19 protein-coding genes are annotated in these 20,482 nt (G+C 43.1%); 13 read left to right on the top strand and 6 right to left on the bottom strand.

Annotation, left to right across the window (positions count from 1 at the left end; translation table 11 throughout):
• Window positions 1-19: 19 nt before the first annotated feature.
• Window positions 20-2,224 carry an ATP-dependent DNA helicase gene (locus METHO_RS08915; protein ID WP_015325204.1) on the bottom strand — a complete coding sequence of 735 codons (2,205 nt, stop codon included), beginning with the start codon at window positions 2,222-2,224 and terminating at the stop codon, window positions 20-22.
• Between the two features lie 138 nt (window positions 2,225-2,362).
• Between METHO_RS08915 and METHO_RS08910 the strand changes: the two genes are divergently transcribed.
• Window positions 2,363-3,334 carry a mechanosensitive ion channel family protein gene (locus tag METHO_RS08910; protein WP_015325203.1) on the top strand — a complete coding sequence of 324 codons (972 nt, stop codon included), beginning with the start codon at window positions 2,363-2,365 and terminating at the stop codon, window positions 3,332-3,334.
• 81 nt (window positions 3,335-3,415) lie between these two features.
• Here METHO_RS08910 and METHO_RS08905 read toward each other — a convergent pair whose 3' ends face one another.
• Window positions 3,416-4,720, bottom strand: a complete 1,305-nt coding sequence (locus METHO_RS08905) for a TrpB-like pyridoxal phosphate-dependent enzyme (protein WP_015325202.1) — start codon at window positions 4,718-4,720, stop codon at window positions 3,416-3,418.
• Between the two features lie 148 nt (window positions 4,721-4,868).
• Between METHO_RS08905 and hisS the strand changes: the two genes are divergently transcribed.
• The 12 genes from hisS (at window position 4,869) to METHO_RS08845 (ending at window position 16,913) form a co-directional block, all read left to right on the top strand.
• Window positions 4,869-6,110: a histidine--tRNA ligase gene (hisS, locus tag METHO_RS08900; protein ID WP_015325201.1), complete on the top strand. Its 1,242-nt coding sequence runs from the start codon at window positions 4,869-4,871 to the stop codon at window positions 6,108-6,110.
• Window positions 6,107-6,595 (top strand): hypothetical protein, encoded by a 489-nt coding sequence (locus METHO_RS08895; RefSeq protein WP_015325200.1) that lies wholly within the window; start codon window positions 6,107-6,109, stop codon window positions 6,593-6,595. The genes hisS and METHO_RS08895 overlap by 4 nt, the downstream gene beginning before the upstream one ends.
• 28 nt (window positions 6,596-6,623) lie before the next feature.
• The gene (locus METHO_RS08890) at window positions 6,624-7,223 is read left to right on the top strand and encodes a hypothetical protein (protein WP_015325199.1); all 600 of its coding nucleotides are present in this window, start codon (window positions 6,624-6,626) and stop codon (window positions 7,221-7,223) included.
• Window positions 7,204-7,704, top strand: a complete 501-nt coding sequence (locus METHO_RS08885; protein ID WP_015325198.1) for a hypothetical protein — start codon at window positions 7,204-7,206, stop codon at window positions 7,702-7,704. The genes METHO_RS08890 and METHO_RS08885 overlap by 20 nt, the downstream gene beginning before the upstream one ends.
• A 1-nt stretch (window position 7,705) precedes the next feature.
• Entirely contained in the window at window positions 7,706-8,911 is a 1,206-nt protein-coding gene (locus METHO_RS08880; RefSeq protein ID WP_015325197.1) for a DUF7284 family protein, read from the top strand.
• A gap of 163 nt (window positions 8,912-9,074) precedes the next feature.
• Complete coding sequence (locus METHO_RS08875; protein ID WP_015325196.1) at window positions 9,075-9,533, top strand: 30S ribosomal protein S15; 459 nt, start codon at window positions 9,075-9,077, stop codon at window positions 9,531-9,533.
• A gap of 224 nt (window positions 9,534-9,757) precedes the next feature.
• A complete protein-coding gene (gene glmU, locus METHO_RS08870; RefSeq protein WP_015325195.1) occupies window positions 9,758-10,972 on the top strand; it encodes a bifunctional sugar-1-phosphate nucleotidylyltransferase/acetyltransferase in 1,215 nt (404 codons plus the stop codon).
• Window positions 10,973-10,982: 10 nt separating this feature from the next.
• Window positions 10,983-12,812: a glutamine--fructose-6-phosphate transaminase (isomerizing) gene (gene glmS, locus METHO_RS08865; protein WP_015325194.1), complete on the top strand. Its 1,830-nt coding sequence runs from the start codon at window positions 10,983-10,985 to the stop codon at window positions 12,810-12,812.
• An 18-nt stretch (window positions 12,813-12,830) separates the two neighbouring features.
• Window positions 12,831-14,129: a phosphoglucosamine mutase gene (glmM, locus tag METHO_RS08860; protein ID WP_015325193.1), complete on the top strand. Its 1,299-nt coding sequence runs from the start codon at window positions 12,831-12,833 to the stop codon at window positions 14,127-14,129.
• Window positions 14,129-15,322 carry a bifunctional sugar-1-phosphate nucleotidylyltransferase/acetyltransferase gene (gene glmU / locus METHO_RS08855; RefSeq protein WP_015325192.1) on the top strand — a complete coding sequence of 398 codons (1,194 nt, stop codon included), beginning with the start codon at window positions 14,129-14,131 and terminating at the stop codon, window positions 15,320-15,322. Before glmM ends, glmU (METHO_RS08855) begins: the two co-directional genes overlap by 1 nt.
• Window positions 15,322-16,680 (top strand): single-stranded-DNA-specific exonuclease RecJ, encoded by a 1,359-nt coding sequence (locus METHO_RS08850; protein WP_015325191.1) that lies wholly within the window; start codon window positions 15,322-15,324, stop codon window positions 16,678-16,680. Before glmU (METHO_RS08855) ends, METHO_RS08850 begins: the two co-directional genes overlap by 1 nt.
• On the top strand, window positions 16,677-16,913 hold the full coding sequence (locus METHO_RS08845; RefSeq protein ID WP_015325190.1) for a KEOPS complex subunit Pcc1: 237 nt from the start codon (window positions 16,677-16,679) through the stop codon (window positions 16,911-16,913). The genes METHO_RS08850 and METHO_RS08845 overlap by 4 nt, the downstream gene beginning before the upstream one ends.
• Window positions 16,914-17,045: 132 nt before the next feature.
• On the opposite strand, the gene METHO_RS08840 is transcribed toward METHO_RS08845, so the two are convergent.
• The 4 genes from METHO_RS08840 to METHO_RS08825 all read right to left on the bottom strand — a co-directional run bounded on the left by METHO_RS08840 (window position 17,046) and on the right by METHO_RS08825 (window position 20,307).
• Window positions 17,046-17,609, bottom strand: coding sequence for a uracil-DNA glycosylase (locus METHO_RS08840; protein WP_156811245.1), 564 nt, complete (start codon window positions 17,607-17,609; stop codon window positions 17,046-17,048).
• Window positions 17,610-17,653: 44 nt separating this feature from the next.
• Window positions 17,654-18,580 carry a ketopantoate reductase family protein gene (locus METHO_RS08835; RefSeq protein ID WP_015325188.1) on the bottom strand — a complete coding sequence of 309 codons (927 nt, stop codon included), beginning with the start codon at window positions 18,578-18,580 and terminating at the stop codon, window positions 17,654-17,656.
• Window positions 18,581-18,710: 130 nt separating this feature from the next.
• The gene (locus METHO_RS08830) at window positions 18,711-19,922 is read right to left on the bottom strand and encodes a hypothetical protein (protein WP_015325187.1); all 1,212 of its coding nucleotides are present in this window, start codon (window positions 19,920-19,922) and stop codon (window positions 18,711-18,713) included.
• A gap of 85 nt (window positions 19,923-20,007) precedes the next feature.
• Window positions 20,008-20,307: a hypothetical protein gene (locus METHO_RS08825; protein WP_048831131.1), complete on the bottom strand. Its 300-nt coding sequence runs from the start codon at window positions 20,305-20,307 to the stop codon at window positions 20,008-20,010.
• Window positions 20,308-20,482: the final 175 nt, after the last annotated feature.

The following is a 20,482-nucleotide window of genomic DNA, read 5'->3' as shown; positions in this document are numbered from 1 at the left end:
ATCTCCTTAGAATTATAGTTCAATCATCAAAATCACTAAAGGTTCTTTGTAGTCTTTCCATAGGTCTGTACACTGCTTCTGCAAAGCCATTCCCTTTTATTTTCCCCGTCTGATATGAACCCATGATATTGTGCATTATCCTCTCTGCTGTCTTTGGCCCTATCAGTTGGCCTATTCTTTCAACACCAGCATTCTTTAGCGCTTCTACTGACGTAAGTCCGGCGTTATACAACTTTCGGGCACGCACCCTGCCCACATCACGAATGCTTACCAGTTCGAGTAATTGAGCATTAGCTCCATATTGGATACGTTTTTCCAATTCATAGGCTTTTTCTGTTCCTGGAAATTCCATGGTTTCCGCAAGTTTGGCCGTAGCATGCATGAGCCATTGTGCTATATCGGCAAAAGCGTGTATATCTCCTTCACCAACGTTGAACTGTGCTGTGATCTCGTCCATTGGTATCTCATCTATCCATTTGATCATGAACAAGGCAGTTTTAACTTCTCCCAGGAACCATTCATATTCTATGGACTTAAAAGGGCTGGGCATTCTGGCAAACTCATCCTTATGGACAGTTGCAAATTCATTGATCATGGTATAATCAGAGCTGCGCATGTAAAGCTGTTTCATGTCGGGGGTACTACATACAAGATGCATCAAAGTAAGGTCTGTGAGTTTCCCAGCTTTCTCTAAACCTTGCAGTATGGTGGCAGCTGATAGTGGATCAATGTACAGCATGGACACCAGTTTTCCAAGCCGTGTGGCCCGAAGGCGACCTTCTTGCTGCAGCATACCATGCTCAAGCAGGAATGCTATGCTTTGTTCTACCAGTTCCTGCAGATTACGTGCCTCCTGCTGATGTGCAAAAAATGTTGCGCTCATGAACTCCATAAGTCCCTCTTCACTGGAAGCGAAACCATTGACAATTGTGGAAAGAACATGGGTACGCAATGCATTCTCTGTACCAAGTTTTGACCAGACATCTTCTGCCTTGGCATTGACATAGTTCCCAAAAAGTGCTTCCATTTCATCATATGAACGGGCTATAAGCACAGATTCTCCGTAAGGGTCAAGATGAGGTCTACCCGCTCTGCCTGCCATTTGTTTATATTCAAGGACAGGTATAGGCTGCATTCCAAAGTTGGAATCATATCTCTTATAGCTGCGGATAACAACTCTGCGTGCAGGCAGGTTCAGCCCGGCTGCAAGGGTAGGCGTGCTGCATATAACTTTGATCATGTTTTCCCGGAACCCGTCCTCCACAAGCCTGCGATGGGCTGAGTTCAATCCCGCATGGTGAAATGCCACACCATTTCTGATACATTGTGCAAGTACTTTGGAAGCTTCTGTTTCTGACGTTTCGATTACTGCGTCTACGATCTTGTCAAGGACACTGCGCTCCTGTTTGCTGAGCAATTTATCAACGTGTCTGTCCAGCTTCTTTGCAAAACCCACGCAATTCTTGCGGCTGCTTTCGAATACAAGGCATTGCCCTCCTTCTTCCAGTGTATCTATGACAATGTTTACCCCGTCGTCGGAGGATGTGATAGCAACAGCTTTCTGAGCACCGATATAATTTATCGTATCCGCATAGTACACGCCTTCCCTCAGGTCTGTAGGTCTCCATTCGCTCAATACAAGCCCGCCTTTCAGCCAGTCTGCTATCTCTTGTGCATTACCTACTGTTGCAGATAATGCAATTATCTGAGCTTTAGGATTAAGTTTTCTCAATTTAGCAATAGTGACTTCCAGAGTGGGGCCTCTATTGGGTGAATCCAGCAGATGTACCTCATCCACCACTATTACGGTGATGTCCTGCATCCAGGATGTTTCGTTGCGCAACAGGGAATCTGCTTTCTCTGAGGTTGCAATTATTATGTCATTGGCACCAAGCCACTCATCCCTTGCTTCAAAATCCCCGGTGGATATGCCGGTTTGGATGCCGATCTGTCTGAACTTCAAAAAACGGTCCATCTTTTCGGATGCCAATGCCCTTAATGGCACAATGTACAATGCTTTTCCCCCTTTTGTGATGGAGCTCAGCATTGCAAGCTCAGCTATGAGGGTTTTTCCGGAGGCTGTGGGTATTGCAGCTACCATGTTCTTTCCCTCAAGAAGGCCTTTATCAATAGCTTCTCCCTGAGGGGGATACAAATGTTCGATTCCGGAGTCCAGGTAAAAGCCGATGACTTTTTCCGGCAGGCTTATTTCTTTGATCTGCATGAGGAACCACTTGAAAGATGGTCTGATGTCTAATAAAAGTTGCTTTTTTAAGCTTTTTAGTCAATCAAGGGATCAGCTTATATTGATCAGTTATCAGTATATAAGAAACGTTCACATTTAACGGGAAACCAGATACACATGTCTGCTTTAGGCAATATCTCATCTGCATCTTCTATGTTGTTATCAGATTTTAATGGGTTAATACCTGTAAACCTCGCCGAGATAATTTTTATTTTAGCGGTTGCTGTCTTTACATTCGTTGCCGCAAAGCTGGTAGATAAGCTCATGGATGCAGAATTGCGTGCAATGAACAAAAAGATGAACGTAGACCAGACATCCTATAACCTTTTAAGACACATCAGTGTGGCTGTTGTCTATTTGATAGGTTTAATCATTGTGGTATCCAGTATTCCTTTCTTGGAGAAGGTTTCACTGGCTCTGCTGGCAGGAGCAGGTTTTGCAGGTATCGTTGTGGGTCTTGCAGCCCAGAGCACTCTTGGCAATATTATAGCAGGTATTTCTCTTGCTGTATTCCGTCCATTCAGGGTTGGAGACAGAGTGAATGTAATGCACGAGTACGGCAAGATCACAGATATCACTCTTCGTCATACTGTTCTAAGGACGTGGGACAATAGGCGTGTGATAATTCCTAACAGTGTCATTGGGGATGAAGCTATAATCAACTGGTCCATAGAGGATCCCACAGTGAACTGGCCTGTTGATATAGGTATAAGTTATGACTCTGATATCGATCTTGCGCGTAAGATCATTACAGAGGAAGCAAGGAGGCATGTCAATGTACTTACGCATGTCGAACTTGTGAAATACGATCCAACTATCCAGAAAAATGAAGCCATCCAGGTGCTGGTGACCGAACTAGGCGAGCATGCTGTTAACATGCGTCTGCTATTCTGGTGTGCTGATCGTAAATTGTGCTACACTACAGGGTGTGAGATCAGGGAATCCATTAAGAAGCGATTCGATGCAGAAGGTGTGGAAATACCATTCCCATATCGCACTATTGTGTACAAGAAAGACATGGGTGAAAATGCAAGGCTTAAGAGCGAAACTCCTACAAATCCTTCTTTTCACGCCTCTCAGGACAATTAGACAATTAAACGGTAGCTGAAAAAACGGTATCTTAAAAAAGCAGGGCCTGCCTTTCTGGCAGGTCATTTTTCTGCTATATGTTTATTCATTTGTCAGCTTACCACTGAAATACATATCGTAAGATGCCATGTCAAAGTGTCCATGACCGCTCAGGTTGAACAGTATGGTTTTCTCTTCACCGGTTTCCTTACATTTGAGGGCTTCATCTATTGCACATTTTATCGCATGGGCTGATTCAGGAGCAGGAGCTATTCCTTCACTGCGTGCAAAGGTTACAGCTGCATCGAATATCTCTACCTGATGATAGGACCTTGCTTCCATCATGCCATCAGCGACCAGTTTGCTGACAATTGGTGAAGCGCCATGATATCTGAGACCGCCAGCGTGAATGGCAGGAGGTATGAACTCAGAGCCAAGAGTGTACATCTTAAGCAGTGGAGTCATCTGTGCCATGTCACCGAAATCATAATCGAACCTGCCTTCTGTCAGGCTGGGGCATGCCGATGGTTCTACTGCTATGATCCTTGTATCTGTTTTACCGGCGATGTTGTCTCTGATGTAAGGCAGACTTACTCCTGCCAGGTTACTTCCTCCACCGCAGCACCCTATGACGATGTCTGGATAGTCTTCCGTCTTTTCGAATTGCTTCTGTGTTTCAAGACCTACTATCGTCTGGTGAAGGCATGTGTGGTTAAGGACACTTCCCAGGGCATATTTGGTGTTGTCGTTAAGTGCTGCAACTTCTATGGCTTCACTTATGGCTATACCCAGACTTCCGTTGGTATCTGGATATTTTTCAAGGATCATTCTTCCGAACTGTGTTTCAGGGCTTGGCGAAGGGATAACGCTAGCACCCCAGAGGTTTATCAGGGATTTCCTATATGGTTTCTGATAGAAGCTGGAACGTACCATAAAAACTTTACACTCAATGTCAAAATAGTTGCACGAAAGGGATAATGCACTACCCCACTGGCCGGCACCGGTCTCAGTAGTGATCTTTTCGGTACCTTCTTTCATATTGTAGTATGCCTGGGCAATGGCTGTATTGGGTTTGTGGCTGCCCGCAGGGCTTACACTTTCATCCTTATAGTATATCTTAGCAGGTGTACCAAGCACCTTTTCAAGTCTGTGTGCCCTGTGCAGGGGTGATGGTCTCCAGAGCTTGTATATTTCAAGTATTTCCTGCGGGATGTCGATATACCTTTCAGGGCTCATTTCCTGTTTGATCAACTCTTTTGCGAATATCGGTTCAAGTTCCGATGGTTTGATGGGTTCCCTGGTTGCAGGGTTAAGCGGGGGTGCAAGGGGTTCAGGAAAATCTGCAAGTATATTATACCAATGAGTCGGCATCTCGTTTTCGTCAAGTAGTATCTTCGTATGTTCCATAGTGATCCTCAGAAAAATGTATTAGTGTGTACAATAATGTGCATATCGATGATTATATATATATCATTTTTGGTTTTACTCCCAGTGTTCTCAAATATGTCCTTAAATATATAACTAATCGAAACAGTAAAAACATCAGGTTGATCCGATGACGATACAAAAACCAAGAGGAACAAGAGATTTCCTTCCGCAAGAAATGGTCCGCAGAAGATATCTGGAAAACCGGCTAAGGGAGGTAGTTGGCAGATGGGGTTACCAAGAGGTAGTTACACCCACTTTTGAGCACCTGGAGCTTTTTACACTGAAGTCAGGTGAAGGTGTGGTAGGCGAACTTTACAATTTCAAGGATAAAGGGGATCGTGAGATGACCTTGCGCCCTGAACTCACGGCACCTGTGATGAGAATGTTCGTAAATGAGATGCAGGCCTTACCGCGTCCCTTGAAACTGTTCTATTTTGAAAATTGTTTCAGATATGAGAGGCCGCAGAAAGGCAGGTTCAGAGAGTTCTGGCAGTTCGGTGTGGAACTTATCGGTTCCGAAGGCCCTGATGCGGATGCAGAGGTGATATCCCTGGCAACTGCTATGCTTGAGGTTGCTGGCATTAAGGGTGATCTGCATGTAGGCTATCTGGGGATCATACGTCATGTACTGAGTTCTCTGGAAGTTGAGAAGCAAGGTAAGATAATGCGTCTGGTAGACAAGAAAGATGATATGGGGCTGGACTATTATCTGGAGGAGATCAATGCGCCGACAGACCTGCGCATGAAACTCTTTGGACTCATTTCCCTTACCGGCAGTGAAGCTATTTCCAAGGCCAGCAACCTGCTCGGTCCAATTCCTGAAATAGATACTTTCCAGCAGATACTTACTCTTTTAGATGCGTATGATATCGATTACACTATTGATTTCGGCATTTCCAGAGGTCTTGATTACTATACAGGTATGGTCTTTGAGATATATGCCGAGGGCCTGGGTGCACAAAAGCAGGTATGCGGTGGCGGTTCATATAAACTGATCCAGCTTTTCGGAGGGGGCGATGTTCCATCTACCGGTTTTGGTCTGGGTTTTGACAGGATCATGGAAATATATAACATTGAACTTGTATCGCAAAAGACCGTCGTCATGATCACCACGCAAAGCACACGCATCAATGCTATCCCAGTGGCATGTAAGCTAAGGGAGTATGTGCCTGTGTATATGGATATCATGAACAGGAATTTCAAGGCTCAGCTATCGTATGCTAACAATATAGGTGCCCGCTATGCACTCATATTAGGTGACAGGGAAGTGTCCCAGGGTGTTTTGACTTTGAAAGATATGGAAAGCGGGGTTCAGGAATCCCTTACTCTGGATGAGATCATTTTAAAGCTGACCGGTGAAAGCAATTGAGGCACTCAAGGACTTTGCATGTTCTGGCAGCGGATAGAACTGCTGCTGTCTCCTTACCCATGCGGTTTGTGGTAGCATCCATTATAATGATGGTAGTCATGGCACTGTTAGCTACAGCAACTTCAGGTTTCCTGGCCCATATGAGAATAAGCGATCTGGGATCAGAGATATCCGAGCTGGATGCCACTGCGTCAATTTTGTACCTTGGTGGTCCGGGTAGCAATGTTACAATGGAAGTGAATGTACCGGCAGGATATCGGGTGGTCATGGGGTCCATGCCCGGATGTGAGTCATCATGGCCTCTTGATGCAAAGAACTATTTTCTGGAACATGATGGGAAATTCATAGTAAGGGAGTCCAAGGCAGCTTACAGCAATGATCTAATGGATGGTGTGATCGTTCTTCCCCCGGGTGAACATTTTTTGTTCATGGAAACCATTGTAAATCCTGCAGATGGGATGCTTTTTGTGAGGATATCTGAATAGGTGGCAAAAATTTTAGTCAAGGATCAAAATGAAGGCTTTGTCAGTTTTTATCCATGATAATAGGGCATGGATGGATTTCGTTCTTTCAAAAACAGCACTTATACTTGCAAGTGTGGTGGTTATTGCTGCTGTATATCATTTTGCAGTAAGCATGGAACAAATGGATCGTCAGAAGGAGCTGGATATGCATTCTTCAGAATTCTTATCCTATATAGATAAGGTTGGAAGCAGTCCCTATGAGACGAATATCACCTATACGTTCAATGCAGGGCATTTTTCCCATCTTCAGGAACAACAATTTGAAATTTCAATATCCGGTGAATATGTGGTCATTGATACTATTATTGATGGCCGATCAATGATATCAGCAAGAACCCCTGCTTTCAGAGTATATCCTTATTCGCCTTCCATCCTGTACAATGATCTTAGATCAGAATATGGTGCTAATGGTAGTATAATGGAACCCATTAGTTCAGAACATATGGATATAGTCAGATATTTAACATCAAGGGGGGCCGATGAGGTCACTTTTAATGCCAGTGAGCAGTTCTACATCCAAAAAACATTTATATATTTTAATAACAATATAAATGTGGAAAAGATAGGATATGTACTGGTTTATCAATGACGACAGGGCTATACTTGAACCACAGAACGATATTTTCGCTACGGCGTTATTGGTACTGGGTTTTGTGATTTTTGCTTGTGTGGTATCGAAAACATACATTGCACAACAGGACAGTGCTTTCGCACTGGAGAACTATGGGCAGGCCTCTCTGATCGCACAGAGCATTGCTCGCTCCCAGATGCTTCAGGGCAGCAGACAGGACCTCATGTCTGCTGAGAAACTGGATGAGCTGAGTGGTCCGCGATCTGACCCGCAGACTTTGAGACTGTTCTTTGATAGTTTTTCTCCAAATGTTCATTTCCAGGCAGATATTTCAACTGAGGACGGTGAATACGTCTGGCATATCCGCAGGACTTTATCAGCTTCTTCCTCCATGCGGCAGATAGCTGCTTCCGTGCCCGTCACACTGGAACTTAACCCAATGCAGCAGGTTCCTGGTACACTGACGGTGAAACTGTTCAAAGAGCGGTGGGATGTTTAATATGAAGTCTAAATCAATGCAGTGTAAAAACCCGGTGCACAGGCAAATGATTTCCGATAGAAGTGCAATTTCATCAACCATTGATGTAATGGTCTTCCTTTTGATGATATCCCTTTCAGCAGTAGTGCTGATGCCTGTTATGCTTTCTTCGGGGCATAATGAGGCTTTACAGGATGTTGCAGCATACAGATATGATGGACAGTTGCTGCAATCTCTTCTGGATAGCAGGGTAGAAGGTTTTGAGTACACAATAATGCCATCTGCATTTACGGCTACTATTATCATACCTGCTGAAAGTACAATGCATCTTTATAAGTACAATAATATCTTTGCAAAGGAACATACCTCTAGGACCTTTGCCGACCTGATCGCAGAAGGTATGTTGTTCTCACTGCGTACTGAGGCAAATGGGAAGTACTATTATCTACACTCGTTCAGTGCCGGATACTCGCAAGCTATAGAAAACGCACTTGAAGAACATCTGAACAGAAGAATAGGTGGCAGATACAATTACAAGCTGGAAGCTAACTGGCAGCCGGTTCCTGGGTGCGGGCCTTCGGGTCAGATTTCCGTGGGTGCTGTTCCTCCTGGAAGGTCCTTCAGGCAGAGTGCGCTAATATCTGTGCCATATGGTCATTCCGTGAGCTTAGCAGATATATCATCTCCTGCAGATGATCTTAAATTTGAACTTGCAGTCAATTCTTCTAATAAAGAGTATGAGTTGCGTTCCATGTTCGAGGAGTGCATATACTTCGCAGCGTCAAATGCTTCTGCTTCGATTGTAGAGATGTACTTTCCTGAAGATTCTCTGCAAAAAATAAGCACAGGACATATAAATTTTGTATCAATGGGTGCTTCTTTGATGGGAATGCCTTCTGGTGGGACAGTTATTGGAAAGGCTATAGCTACTGATATATTGATTAACGCTGCAAATTTAACCGGAAATATGTGTTTGAATTCAACAAATATCACAATGCTTACGGAAGCAAATGTGAACTTGGCTGCAAGCCGGATTCAGGAAAAACATACAAATGATGTATATTCTTATATTTCAGACGCTATGTCCGAGGAGATCAATGATACTATACAGGTAATGATGCAAACGGACGATCTTATTACTTTGCTTGAGCTTAGGGATAAGCAATTATATTCTATTTATATGCATGTACAACCTCCGGCAGCTGAGGTTACCCTTGTGATATGGTAAATCCCTATCACAAATCTTATATGCTATGCTGCTTCATTTACCTCGCCTCGCCAAGGACAATTATAGGCTATATCTCCATAACGTTCAAATAGCCTTTATTGAGATCAACAAAATTTACATAATTTACATCAAATACTCATTTGCAATTATTAGGAGGAATTCAATGGCAAAAATGCATACCCGGAGAAAAGGTCAATCCGGTTCTAAAAGGCCAATGCGCTCTGAAGCACCTGCATGGTGTACTATGAGCACAGACGAGATTACAAAAGTTGTGCTGGAAATGTGGAAGCAGGGTATGAGCACAAGCCTCATTGGCATGGTCCTTAGGGACAAATATGGAATGCCAGATGTCAAGCTTGCTACTGGGAAAAAGATCACTGCCATTCTCAGGGAAAATGATCAGGAACCACCAGTTCCGGAAGACCTGTACAATCTAGTTGTAAAAGCAATAGGTCTGAGGAAACATGTGGTCCACAATCATTCGGACAATCATAACACCCGTTCCCTGCATAATGTCGAATCCAAGATTCGTAGACTTGTTAAGTACTACCAGTCCACTAAGGTACTTCCAAATGACTGGAAATACAAGCCTGAAACGGCAGAAATGCTTATCACAAGATAAATACCAAACTCATTCCGATAGGCTGGAGCCTGTCGGTAATTTTTTTTATTTTCCGTCTTTATTTCATTTCTATCCTTTAGAAAATAAATTTTTGATGTCATTCTCATTCCGCTATATTTCAGGTCGTCAAAGGTCCAAAAGAATTAATTAATTTTAAAAAATATCTTATTTTTAATATAATGTCGAAGGTAAAATATAAATTGTTATAGTGCCCACTATAGTGCATGAAAGCGGTCATTCTTGCAGCGGGAGAAGGCCTTCGATGCCGCCCCCTTACTCTTACTCGTTCAAAAGTAATGTTGCCTGTTGCTGACAGGCCAATTCTTGAACATGTTATCAGCTCCCTTGAACAAAACGACATTAAGGACATCCTGTTGATAGTTGGTTATGAGAAAGAGCGCATAATGGACTATTTCAGAGATGGTGTGGATTTCGGGGTCAACATCCGATATGTTGAGCAAAAGACACAACTTGGTACAGCACATGCTATAGAACAGGCAAAAAACGAACTTGCCGGTGAACATGAATTCCTTGCTCTGAATGGTGATAACTTCATAGAACCGAAGGTTATCAGTGATCTGATAAGATCAAAACGCGGAGATGCAACCATACTTGCCGTTAAAACAGAACACGTGAGCGGGTATGGGGTTTTGAGGGCAGAAGATCACAAGGTATTGGAGATTCTGGAAAACCCGGTTGCTGAGGCCATTCACCTTGTAAACACCGGAATCTATTATTTCAGCTCCAAGGTATTTGATTACATTGGAGACACCCCTCTTTCTCTGAAAGGTGAATATGCCATAACCGATACCCTCCAGAAGATGATTGAGAGTGGAACAGAAGTATCCATGGCTACGACAAGATCGTGGTGGCTGGATGCAGTGTATGCATGGGATCTTCTGAGGCTTAATTCTGTTACCCTTGGAAAGATAGAAAAAAATGTCCCATCCGGTGCAATGGAAGATGGGGCCCACATTAAAGGAAATGTATCTATCGGTAAGAATACTATTGTCAGGTCAGGATGTTATATAGTAGGACCTGTTCTGATAGGAGAGAATTGTGATATCGGACCGAATGCTGTTATATTGCCCTCTACCTCCATCGGCAATAATGTATCAGTGGGTGCTTTCACGAATATACGGAACAGTATTATAATGAATGATGTACGTATGGGTTCTCACGGTTATGTCTCCGATTCTGTCATTGGCAGTAATTGTCATATAGGTCCGTATTTCATTACAGAGACAGATACAAATCTGAGTATAATAATGAACGGAGAATTACAACGGGCTGAAAAATTGGGTACGATCATCGGTGATGATACTGATGTAGGCCACAGAGTCCTTGTAAAAGCAGGTGTCATAATATCCATCAACTGTCACATAGGATCAGGTAATGTGGTGGATAAGGCGTTGCACCGGGGTACCCTGGTGCTCTGAGGTGATGGTGATGTGTGGTATAGTAGGTTATGTGGGTGCGGAGAATGCTGTTGAAATTATTGTTGATTCTCTCAAGAAACTTGAATACAGAGGTTATGACTCCGCAGGGGTTACCATCCTAAATAGTGATCTGGAAACATACAAGACCGTGGGTAAGATCTCTGAGCTGGAAAAAATAATTCCCGTAGATTTTACAGGACACATTGGGATCGGTCATACCCGCTGGGCCACTCACGGGAAGCCCGACACCAAGAATGCTCATCCTCATCTTTCATCAAATATCGCAGTGGTGCATAACGGTATCATTGAGAACTATATGCACCTGAAGGAAAAACTGCTGACGCAAGGTTATGAGTTCTTATCCGAAACAGATACTGAGGTCATAGCGCATTTGCTGCACAGAACAATGAAGGAGGATGCTAAACTCAGTTTACTGGATGCTGTAAGGCATATTATGACGGAAATGGAGGGATCTTATGCTGTTGCAGTTCTATGTACCGATGAGCCGGAACACATCGTGCTTGCCCGTAAGGACAGTCCTTTGGTCATCGGTCTTGGAGATCACGGCTATTATGCAGCATCGGATGTAACTGCGTTTCTCAGGTACACAAGAAACGCTGTATATGTCAATGATAAGGAACTTGTGCTGATCAGTCCTGCAGGAGTGAAGTTCTATAATAACGATGGTCAGCAGATAGAAAAGCAAATTGACACTATTGAGTGGAATGAAGAAGCTGCTGAAAAAGCAGGTTATGAACATTTCATGCTCAAGGAAATACATGAGCAGCCCACATCCATCCAGGATACATATGCAGGCAAGATATTTGAACTTGAAGGAAAGGTCATACTGGATGAACTGAAGATGGATGAGGACCAACTCAGGAGTTTGCAAAGGGTGACGATAATTGCCTGTGGCACATCATGGAATGCGGGCTGTGTTGGCAAATATCTGTTCGAACGCCTCGCAGGTATACACACTGATATTGAAACGGCATCTGAATTCAGATATGGGGAACCGGTGCTTTGTGGACAGGTATTCACTCTTGCCATAACCCAATCCGGAGAAACAGCTGATACACTTGCAGCTATAAGGAGTTCCAGGTCCTACGGATGCAAGGCAGCTGCTATAACCAATGTAGTGGGAAGTACCATTACCAGAGAAACCGATAGTGTGCTCTTCACACGTGCAGGCCCTGAGATCGGGGTCGCTGCTACAAAAACCTTCACAGCTCAGCTTATAGTTCTCTATCTGATGGCAATCCATATGGGCACTGTGAGGGGTCGTTTGTCTCCTGAAACAGCGCGGGAGATATTAGTGGGTATCAAACAATTACCAGGTCAGGTACAAAAGATCCTCAATAATAAGGATGCGATAAAGGCATGTGCTGAACACTATGCAAATGTCCAGGACTATTTTTTCATCGGCAGGCATCTTAATTATCCAGTTTCACTGGAGGGTGCCCTGAAACTTAAGGAAATCTCTTATATACATGCCGAAGGATATGCGGCGGGTGAACTTAAACATGGGCCTCTGGCCCTTCTCAGTAGTGAAACACCCGTAGTGGCCATTGCAACAAAAGGACACACGTATGACAAAGTGCTTAGCAATATAAAAGAGGTTAAGGCAAGGAGTGCTGAAGTTATAGCTGTGGCAAATCAGAGTGATACTGAGATCGATAAATATGTTGACACAGTACTAAGGATCCCAGATTGTCATGAACTATTAGCTCCGGTGCTTTCATCTGTAGTATTGCAGTTGCTGGCATATTATACAGCCTATGCGAGGGGTTGCTCCATTGATAAGCCTAGGAACCTTGCGAAAAGCGTTACAGTAGAATGATCTTAAGAGGTTTGTATTATGAAGTTATTTGGTTCATCCGGTATTAGGGGACTTGCTAATAAAGAAATAACAGTTGATCTTGCCCTTGAAGTTGGGTTAGCACTTGGCAAGTCCAACAGATCCGCAGTTATCGGGAGGGATCCCAGAGTATCCAGCGAAATGATCGAGCATGCACTGATCTCGGGACTTGTGTCTGCAGGTTGTGATGTTGTCAGGATCGGAGTTGTCACAACTCCCACACTTGCCTACGCTTCACGGAAATATGATTGTGGGGTAATGATCACCGCTTCTCATAATCCTGCTCCGTATGTGGGCATCAAGTTATGGAACCCTGATGGTATGGCATTTGATTCCGTACAGCAGGAAGAGATCGAACGCATAATAGAGGAGAAAGATTTCGCGGCTGTGCCATGGAACGAAATAGGTGACATCACTTCAGACAGTTCAGCCATAAAAGATCATGTTGAACTTATCCTGAGCAATGTGAAGCCAGTCAGGATGCGGGTGGTTGTTGATTGCGGTTGTGCCGCAGGCAGCACCATCACTCCTTTTCTGTTACGAAAAATGGGGTGTGAGGTCATCACTCTCAATGCGCAGCTCGACGGACACTTCCCCGCACGCAATCCGGAACCAACAGAGGAAAATCTGTGGATGCTCAAAAAGGCTGTAAAGGAGTTCGGTGCTCAGGTCGGTATTGCCCATGACGGCGATGCTGATCGGATGATGGCGGTCGATGAGAACGGAGAATTCGTATCAGGGGATGAGCTGCTTGCAATTTTCGCCTTGCGTGAATGTAAGGATTCCGGCAAGCTTGTGGTACCTGTAGATACTTCGATGATGGTGGATGATTCCTTACCTCTTTCAGAAGTGATCCATACACGTGTAGGTGATGTTTACGTGGCCGAAGAACTCAAGAAAATAGGCGCAACCTTCGGCGGAGAACCTTCCGGAAGCTGGATCTTCCCCAGAGTATCATATTGTCCGGATGGTATCCTCGCAGCCGCATTGCTTGTAGAAATGGTACAGGAAACCCCACTTGGTAAAATGCGTGCTGTACTTCCCAGATATCCTACTAAGAGAGGTACTCTTCCCTGCGATAATATGGACAAGGAAAGGGTAATGCAGACCATTGCTGTAAGGATGAAGCAAATGGGCAAGGTTACTGATATAGATGGTGTACGTGTGGAAATGAAGGACGGATGGGTACTTATCAGACCATCGGGCACAGAACCCAAGATAAGGATCACAGCCGAATCCCGTGAAAACGTAGAAGAGCTTTATGCAATGGCTGAGAAGACCGTCAGGGAGAACCTTTGATGAAGGCAGTGATACTTGCAGCCGGCGAAGGCACACGTATGCGGCCTCTGACCGCTGCCCGGCCGAAGGTCATGTTGCCTCTTGCTAACAGACCCATGCTCGAACATGTGATAGAGGCCTGTATCAAGGTAGGCATAAAGGATTTTGTGGTGGTCACGGGCTATAAGGAAGAGACTATCAGGGATTATTTCGGTGACGGGAAAAGATGGGGTATACATATTGATCATGTAACCCAGGAAAAGCAGCTTGGTACTGCTAATGCAATAGGTTGTGCCAGAGAATATGTGAATGGACGCTTTGTTCAGCTAAATGGTGACATGCTTGTAGACCCTACACATCTTGAAAAACTTATACAGCACAATGAGCCTGCTGTAATTAGTGTAAAGGCGGTTGAGAATCCGTCTGAATTCGGAGTGATCGTTACGGAAGCGGATAAGGTTGTCCGTATAATCGAAAAACCTCTTGACCCTCCTGTTAAAACCGTTAATGCAGGCATTTACCTGTTCGATACTACTATCTTTGAATACATTGACAGGACTGCGCTATCTCCACGCAATGAATATGAAATAACCGATTCCATGCAGATGATGGTAAACGATGGCATACATGTGGGTTTTGAACCTCTTACCCATGTCTGGCTGGATGTGGGTAGACCTTGGGATATGCTGGATGCCAACAAGGCTCTGCTTGAAAAGATCAAGCCTAAATGTGAAGGTACTGTGGAACCAATGGCTACCTTACATGGAGATGTGATTATAGGTGAGGGTACAATCGTGCGCAATGGTGCGTACATCATAGGTCCTGTGGTCATCGGTAAGAATTGCGATATAGGTCCCAATTGTTTTATCCGGCCCTCCACTTCCATAGGCAACAATGTGCATATAGGCAATGGCGTTGAGGTGAAGAACTGTGTCATCATGGATTACACTAAAATTGGACACCTTACATACATTGGTGACAGCGTTGTAGGGTACGGTTGTAATTTCGGTGCTGGTACAAAGGTTGCAAATCTTCGTCATGATGGCAAGAGCATCAAGTCCATCATCAAAGGCAAGAGGGTAGATACAGGCCGCAGAAAGCTGGGTGTGATAATGGGGGATGATGTTCATACGGGCATCAACACCAGCATCAATGTGGGTGTTGTGATTGAGAATGGCAGCGGCACCAGACCCGGTGAAGTTCTTATGCAGTGATGGTGACGCATTTGACATCTGAAAGCATAGCTCTGAGCAGGCTCAAAGAGCTTGCAGCAAAAGCTGCCGATGTGATATCTGCACACAGGCATGTACGTCTTATATCTCACAATGATGCTGACGGTCTTACTTCGGCGGGTATAATGTGCAGGGCCCTCATGCGAAAAGGCATGACTTTCCAGACCACTATTACAAGCAGGCTGGCTCAGGATACCATTGATACAATAAAGAGCAGTGTATCTGCGGAAGACCTGGTCATATTCTGTGATATGGGCAGTGGACAGATAGAACTTATCAGGCAGATTGAGAATGATGTGATAGTTATCGATCATCATATGCCTGTGGGTGAATCCCCTGCAAAGGTAGCTGTAAATCCTCATTATACGGGCATTGATGGAGCTATATATCTATCTGCTTCAGGTACTACCTATCTGGTGGCAAAGGAAATGGATCCGGATAATGTTGATCTTGCAGGACTTGCAATTGCAGGTGCTGTCGGAGACAAACAGCTCTTTGGAAGTGCAAATCTGCATATTCTGGAGGAGGCCACACAGGCAGGCGTGGTTTCTGTCAAAAAGGGTCTCAAGGTAGGGGATGGTGATATAGCCGATGTGCTGGAATATACACCTGAACCTTATCTGGATATCACCGGTGACATAAAGAAGATACATGATTTCCTTGATATCCTTGGGGTGAAAGGGAGATTAAGTGAGCTGTCTCATGGAGATCTCAAGAAGCTTACATCTTCAATTGCACTTAAGCTTGCAAAGCATGCAAGCCCTGAAGCTGTGGACGCTGCCATAGGAGATGTTTATTATCTTGAAAAAGAGCTTGTAAAGAATGTATATGACTTTGTCGCCATGCTCAATACATGTGGTAAGCTGGAAAAGGCTGGTATGGCTCTGTCCATGTGTATGCAGGATGCGTCCGTTGTAGAGGAAATACGCCAGTTGACAATTGAATATCAAAGGTCTATAGTAGCTAATATAAAGCAGGCAGAAGGCATGCTGCAGCAAGGGAAGAATATCTGCTACATCATAGCAAAGGATATGGACAACACAGGGATGATCAGCAGTACCATGGTCAGATACATGCACCCTGAGAAACCCTGTATTGTAACCAATGAAGTAGAAGGGATCGTCAAAATTTCAGGCCGGGGTACACGGGCTTTGATAGATAAGGGTCTTGACCTTGCTTATGCCTTAAGGGAAGGTGCTTTGGCTGTGGGTGGTCAGGGGGGTGGCCATAATATAGCATCCGGCGCCTCTATTCCCCCTGGAAAGGTGCAGGAGTTCATTGATATCGTGGATGATATCGTAGGGCAGCAATCAGGTGAAGAGTCAGGCGATAAAAAATGAGAATTCGTACTACCATTACCATGAAAAGTCCACAGATGGCAGAAAAAGTAGCTTTATCTCTGGCTGCGGATAATCTTTCCGGTATGAGTACAGAAGTTGCTGAAGGACTGGCAACTATCAGTTTCAGTACTGAAAAGATCACAACCCTGATCGCCACTATGGATGATCTGCTCATGAATGCCCGAATAGCTGAGGAAATTCTGGAGAATGTAGATAAAAGGTCCCAAAAGTAGTCGTTTCGTGAGCATTTTTATTCACGATCAATTTTTAATTCTGGTCCTCAGAGTCTCCATCTCAACTACTTTTGCCATCGGAGCCTTCTTTTTTACAGATTCTATTTCTGATTCTATTCCTTTAAGCAAGCATCATATTTTCTGCCAGAGCTTTTTGTTCAGATCGATCATTTCTTTCTGTTGTTCCATAAGGGAGCGCCTGTAAAGCAGGGCTGCAGGATGGTACAACTTAACCAGGTATTTACCCTCCTGCATGTTCACAGCTTCACCCCATTTCAGCGGTGAAACACAAAATGCCTGTTCTGCCGTATTGCCCAGCAGTATGATCACTTCAGGATCAAGCAGCTCTATCTGAGCAAGCAGAAAAGGTCTGCATGTCTTAAGCTCGCTGTGCGTTGGCTTTCTGTTGTTCGGAGGACGGCATTTGACAGTATTGATTATGGCATATTCGTTCTCTTCAAGGGCCATGTAATCTATAAGTTCATCCAGTACTTTTCCTGCCCTTCCGCAGAAAGGAATGCCGGACTCATCTTCGTTTTTCCCGGGAGCTTCTCCAATGAACAGCACCTTTGGTCTTTCGGAACCTCTAATTATTACCTTATTGGTTGCATTTTCGTGTAGAGGGCACTTCTTACATTCCAGTACCCTGGCAGTTATGCCCTTAAGTCCCAGTTTTACCAGTTCACCCGAGTTCATAGCAGGTGTATTGCAGTTTCTATTCATGTGTGTTGCAGTTTCTACTATTGATTATCATTTGCTCTCAGTTCTTCCATGAAATATATCTGTTCGGTTATGAACGCATTGTATGGAGTGTCCATTGCATATTCTTTTGCACGCTGTGCGATTGCACCGTTCAGAAATTCGATCTCTGTTCTTTTGCCGGCTGCAAGGTCCTGCAGCATAGAAGAATGATGTGCCCGTGTATTAGGTAACTGGTGTTCTTTCAGATATTTAATGTACTCTTTGGCAGTATCCCAGGACAATTGCACTTTTTCAGCAGCTGTTACCCTGAAAGCTTCATCCATCATACCTTCTATTATGCTCCATGCATGTGGATTTTCCAGCTTGCCATAGGGCACACCCATTATAGCTCCAAGAGGGTTCAATGCACAATTGTAAAGGACCTTAGACCATATTGCTCCTTTTATATTATCTGTTGCAGACACAGGAACGTCAGCTTTGAGTAGTATTTCTGCAAGCTTTTGCACACCACCATCCATTCCTGAAGGGAATCTGCCAAGCTGCATGGGGCCACTTTCCACAGATACATGAACACTTGCATCCCCGGTCCATTCGAAACCCGTGATTATAGTACCTCCTATCACAGTGTCAGTGTACTCTGCTATTATTTCTTCGTTGCCTATTCCATTCTGGAGGCTTATTACTTCTCTGCCTTTTATAATATCAGCGAACTGTTCACAAATGGATCTGGTGGCAGTGGACTTGGAACTTATGAATATGTAATCAAAGTCCCTGTTCTTTGGTATATCTTCACCGCAGCTGAAAAAACTGGTCTCTTCCCCCCAGATGCCTGTCATTCTAAAACCATCTGTCTTTATAATTTCAGCATGTTTGTGTCTGCATACGGCATACACATCAGAGACCCTGGAAAGACGGGCTGCAATAGACAGGCCTACGGCACCCGCACCTAATATCAATATATTCATTATATCATCACACTTCAAGGTATAATACTGTTAGATAGAAACGACAGGGTATGCAGTAAGGATATATATGAATTAACTTTTTTGCTCATTCCTCTTCCTTACGCAAAGAACAGGCGGTATAGATGTCATTTTAATTAAGTAAGGCTACTTCAATTCCATATTTATCCACCAATTTCTGCCATTCATCATGATAAGATTTCAATTCATTATAGTCTGATTGACTCAGTGTCGCACTGGGGTAAGAGTTCATGTCGTTGCATAATTTGTAATAATTAATATTGTCATCGTATTCTTCAGAAACGCTGTCAAATGAATTGCCATCACATATCTTTAGTATATTTGGCATCGTAGTTAGTTTTCCTGTTCCTACATAATCTCCAGAAGCATCCGTTATAATGCTTGGTGAAGTTGATTCAACAAAACAATAACCTGTGTCTCTATAACTGTATTTTTGTGGACATTTTATTCCAATGGCATCATGGTTTTCAGTATTAAAACTGAATATAACTACTTCATAACCAAGACCTCGCAATAAGTAAGCAATCAACTCTGATTTTCCTGAACACAAGCCTGAACCTGTATACAAAACTTCATATGGATATTTTCCTTTAACATTGTCTGACATAAAGGCAGCAGTATCGTAGTTTATGTTTTGTACAAGACTTATTGCAATTCTAGCTTGGTCGTCTTTATTTGGTGTAATACCCTTAATCTGTTCAACGAATGGGTCTAAAAAAAGTTTTTGATTTTCATCATTCAAATTTCTGTTAATAAAATCTATATCAGTTGGTGGCGTAGTGTAATAACTAATTGATCTCGGTAATTCCTTTAAATAATCATTTAAGCCACCATACACAGTATATGTTATATGTCCATGAACTCCACGTAAAATATAGTTATAATCTACAGTTTTTGGATCGGTTTTAAAACGTGATGCATCCGGTGTAACTGACTCAGTAGTTGTAATTGTTTCAGCAATATTGCGTAATAAATCAATATGTTCACTATTTTGTAACGTATCTTTTTGCAATGTTGATGTCGCATCTAAAGTCACCGGAATGGATAATACAATTGAGAAAAGTATTAAATATAAACAAAAATGAACAATCACATTCGTTTGATATCTTTTTTTTTTACAGCATGAAGAATACCACTTAAATGTCCTGAGTATATGGCGTAATATAAAAAATCCTATAACAAATACCAAAATGAATCCAACAGGTATCTGGGGTAAGAATTCATCATTAAGTATCACCTCATTCTGAATGACAAATGAAAAAGATAAAACCATTAATCCTAATCTGAACATTCCAATGAAGGTTTTATTCCAGTCCCAACGCATAAGTCAACCTCTGATGATTTTAAGACATTTTAATCATTTTTTAAAGTAATACCAAAGGTATCCACTTCCTCACATATATGTTGAATTAATTTTTGAAAAATTTCTTTATTTTGGTAAGCAACGATGGTTTTTTCTTGGGATGCGGTTTAAGTAAGTTAGTTTGTAAATCTGAAGATAGGTTGTATTTTTGACTTCTTATTACTTCTACTGAATTATCAAGAGTCGTTGCTGTATGAGAATATTTGCTATCCGGTTGTGAGTAGTTGTTTGGAGGTGATGCCACAGGAATGTCAAATTTGCATGGTCCACCTGGTCTATCATTGCCAGCTAAAGGATTTAAGTTCTGTTTTTCCTTTTGGTCTTGAAATACTCTATCTGTGCCCATTATATCATCTATCTCACAAATAAATATATTATACATTATATATAAATTTTATGTTATTTAAAATTCAGCTTCTATTTGTTAAATACCATAAACTTAAAAATATGCTTGAATAATGTGGTACATGAAAACTATTCTCAAAATATTGAACCTAACAAAGATCTGTTGAATGAGAAAA

The organism is Methanomethylovorans hollandica DSM 15978 (assembly GCF_000328665.1).
Classification (GTDB): domain Archaea; phylum Halobacteriota; class Methanosarcinia; order Methanosarcinales; family Methanosarcinaceae; genus Methanomethylovorans; species Methanomethylovorans hollandica.
This window is presented reverse-complemented; position numbering and strand designations above follow the sequence as displayed.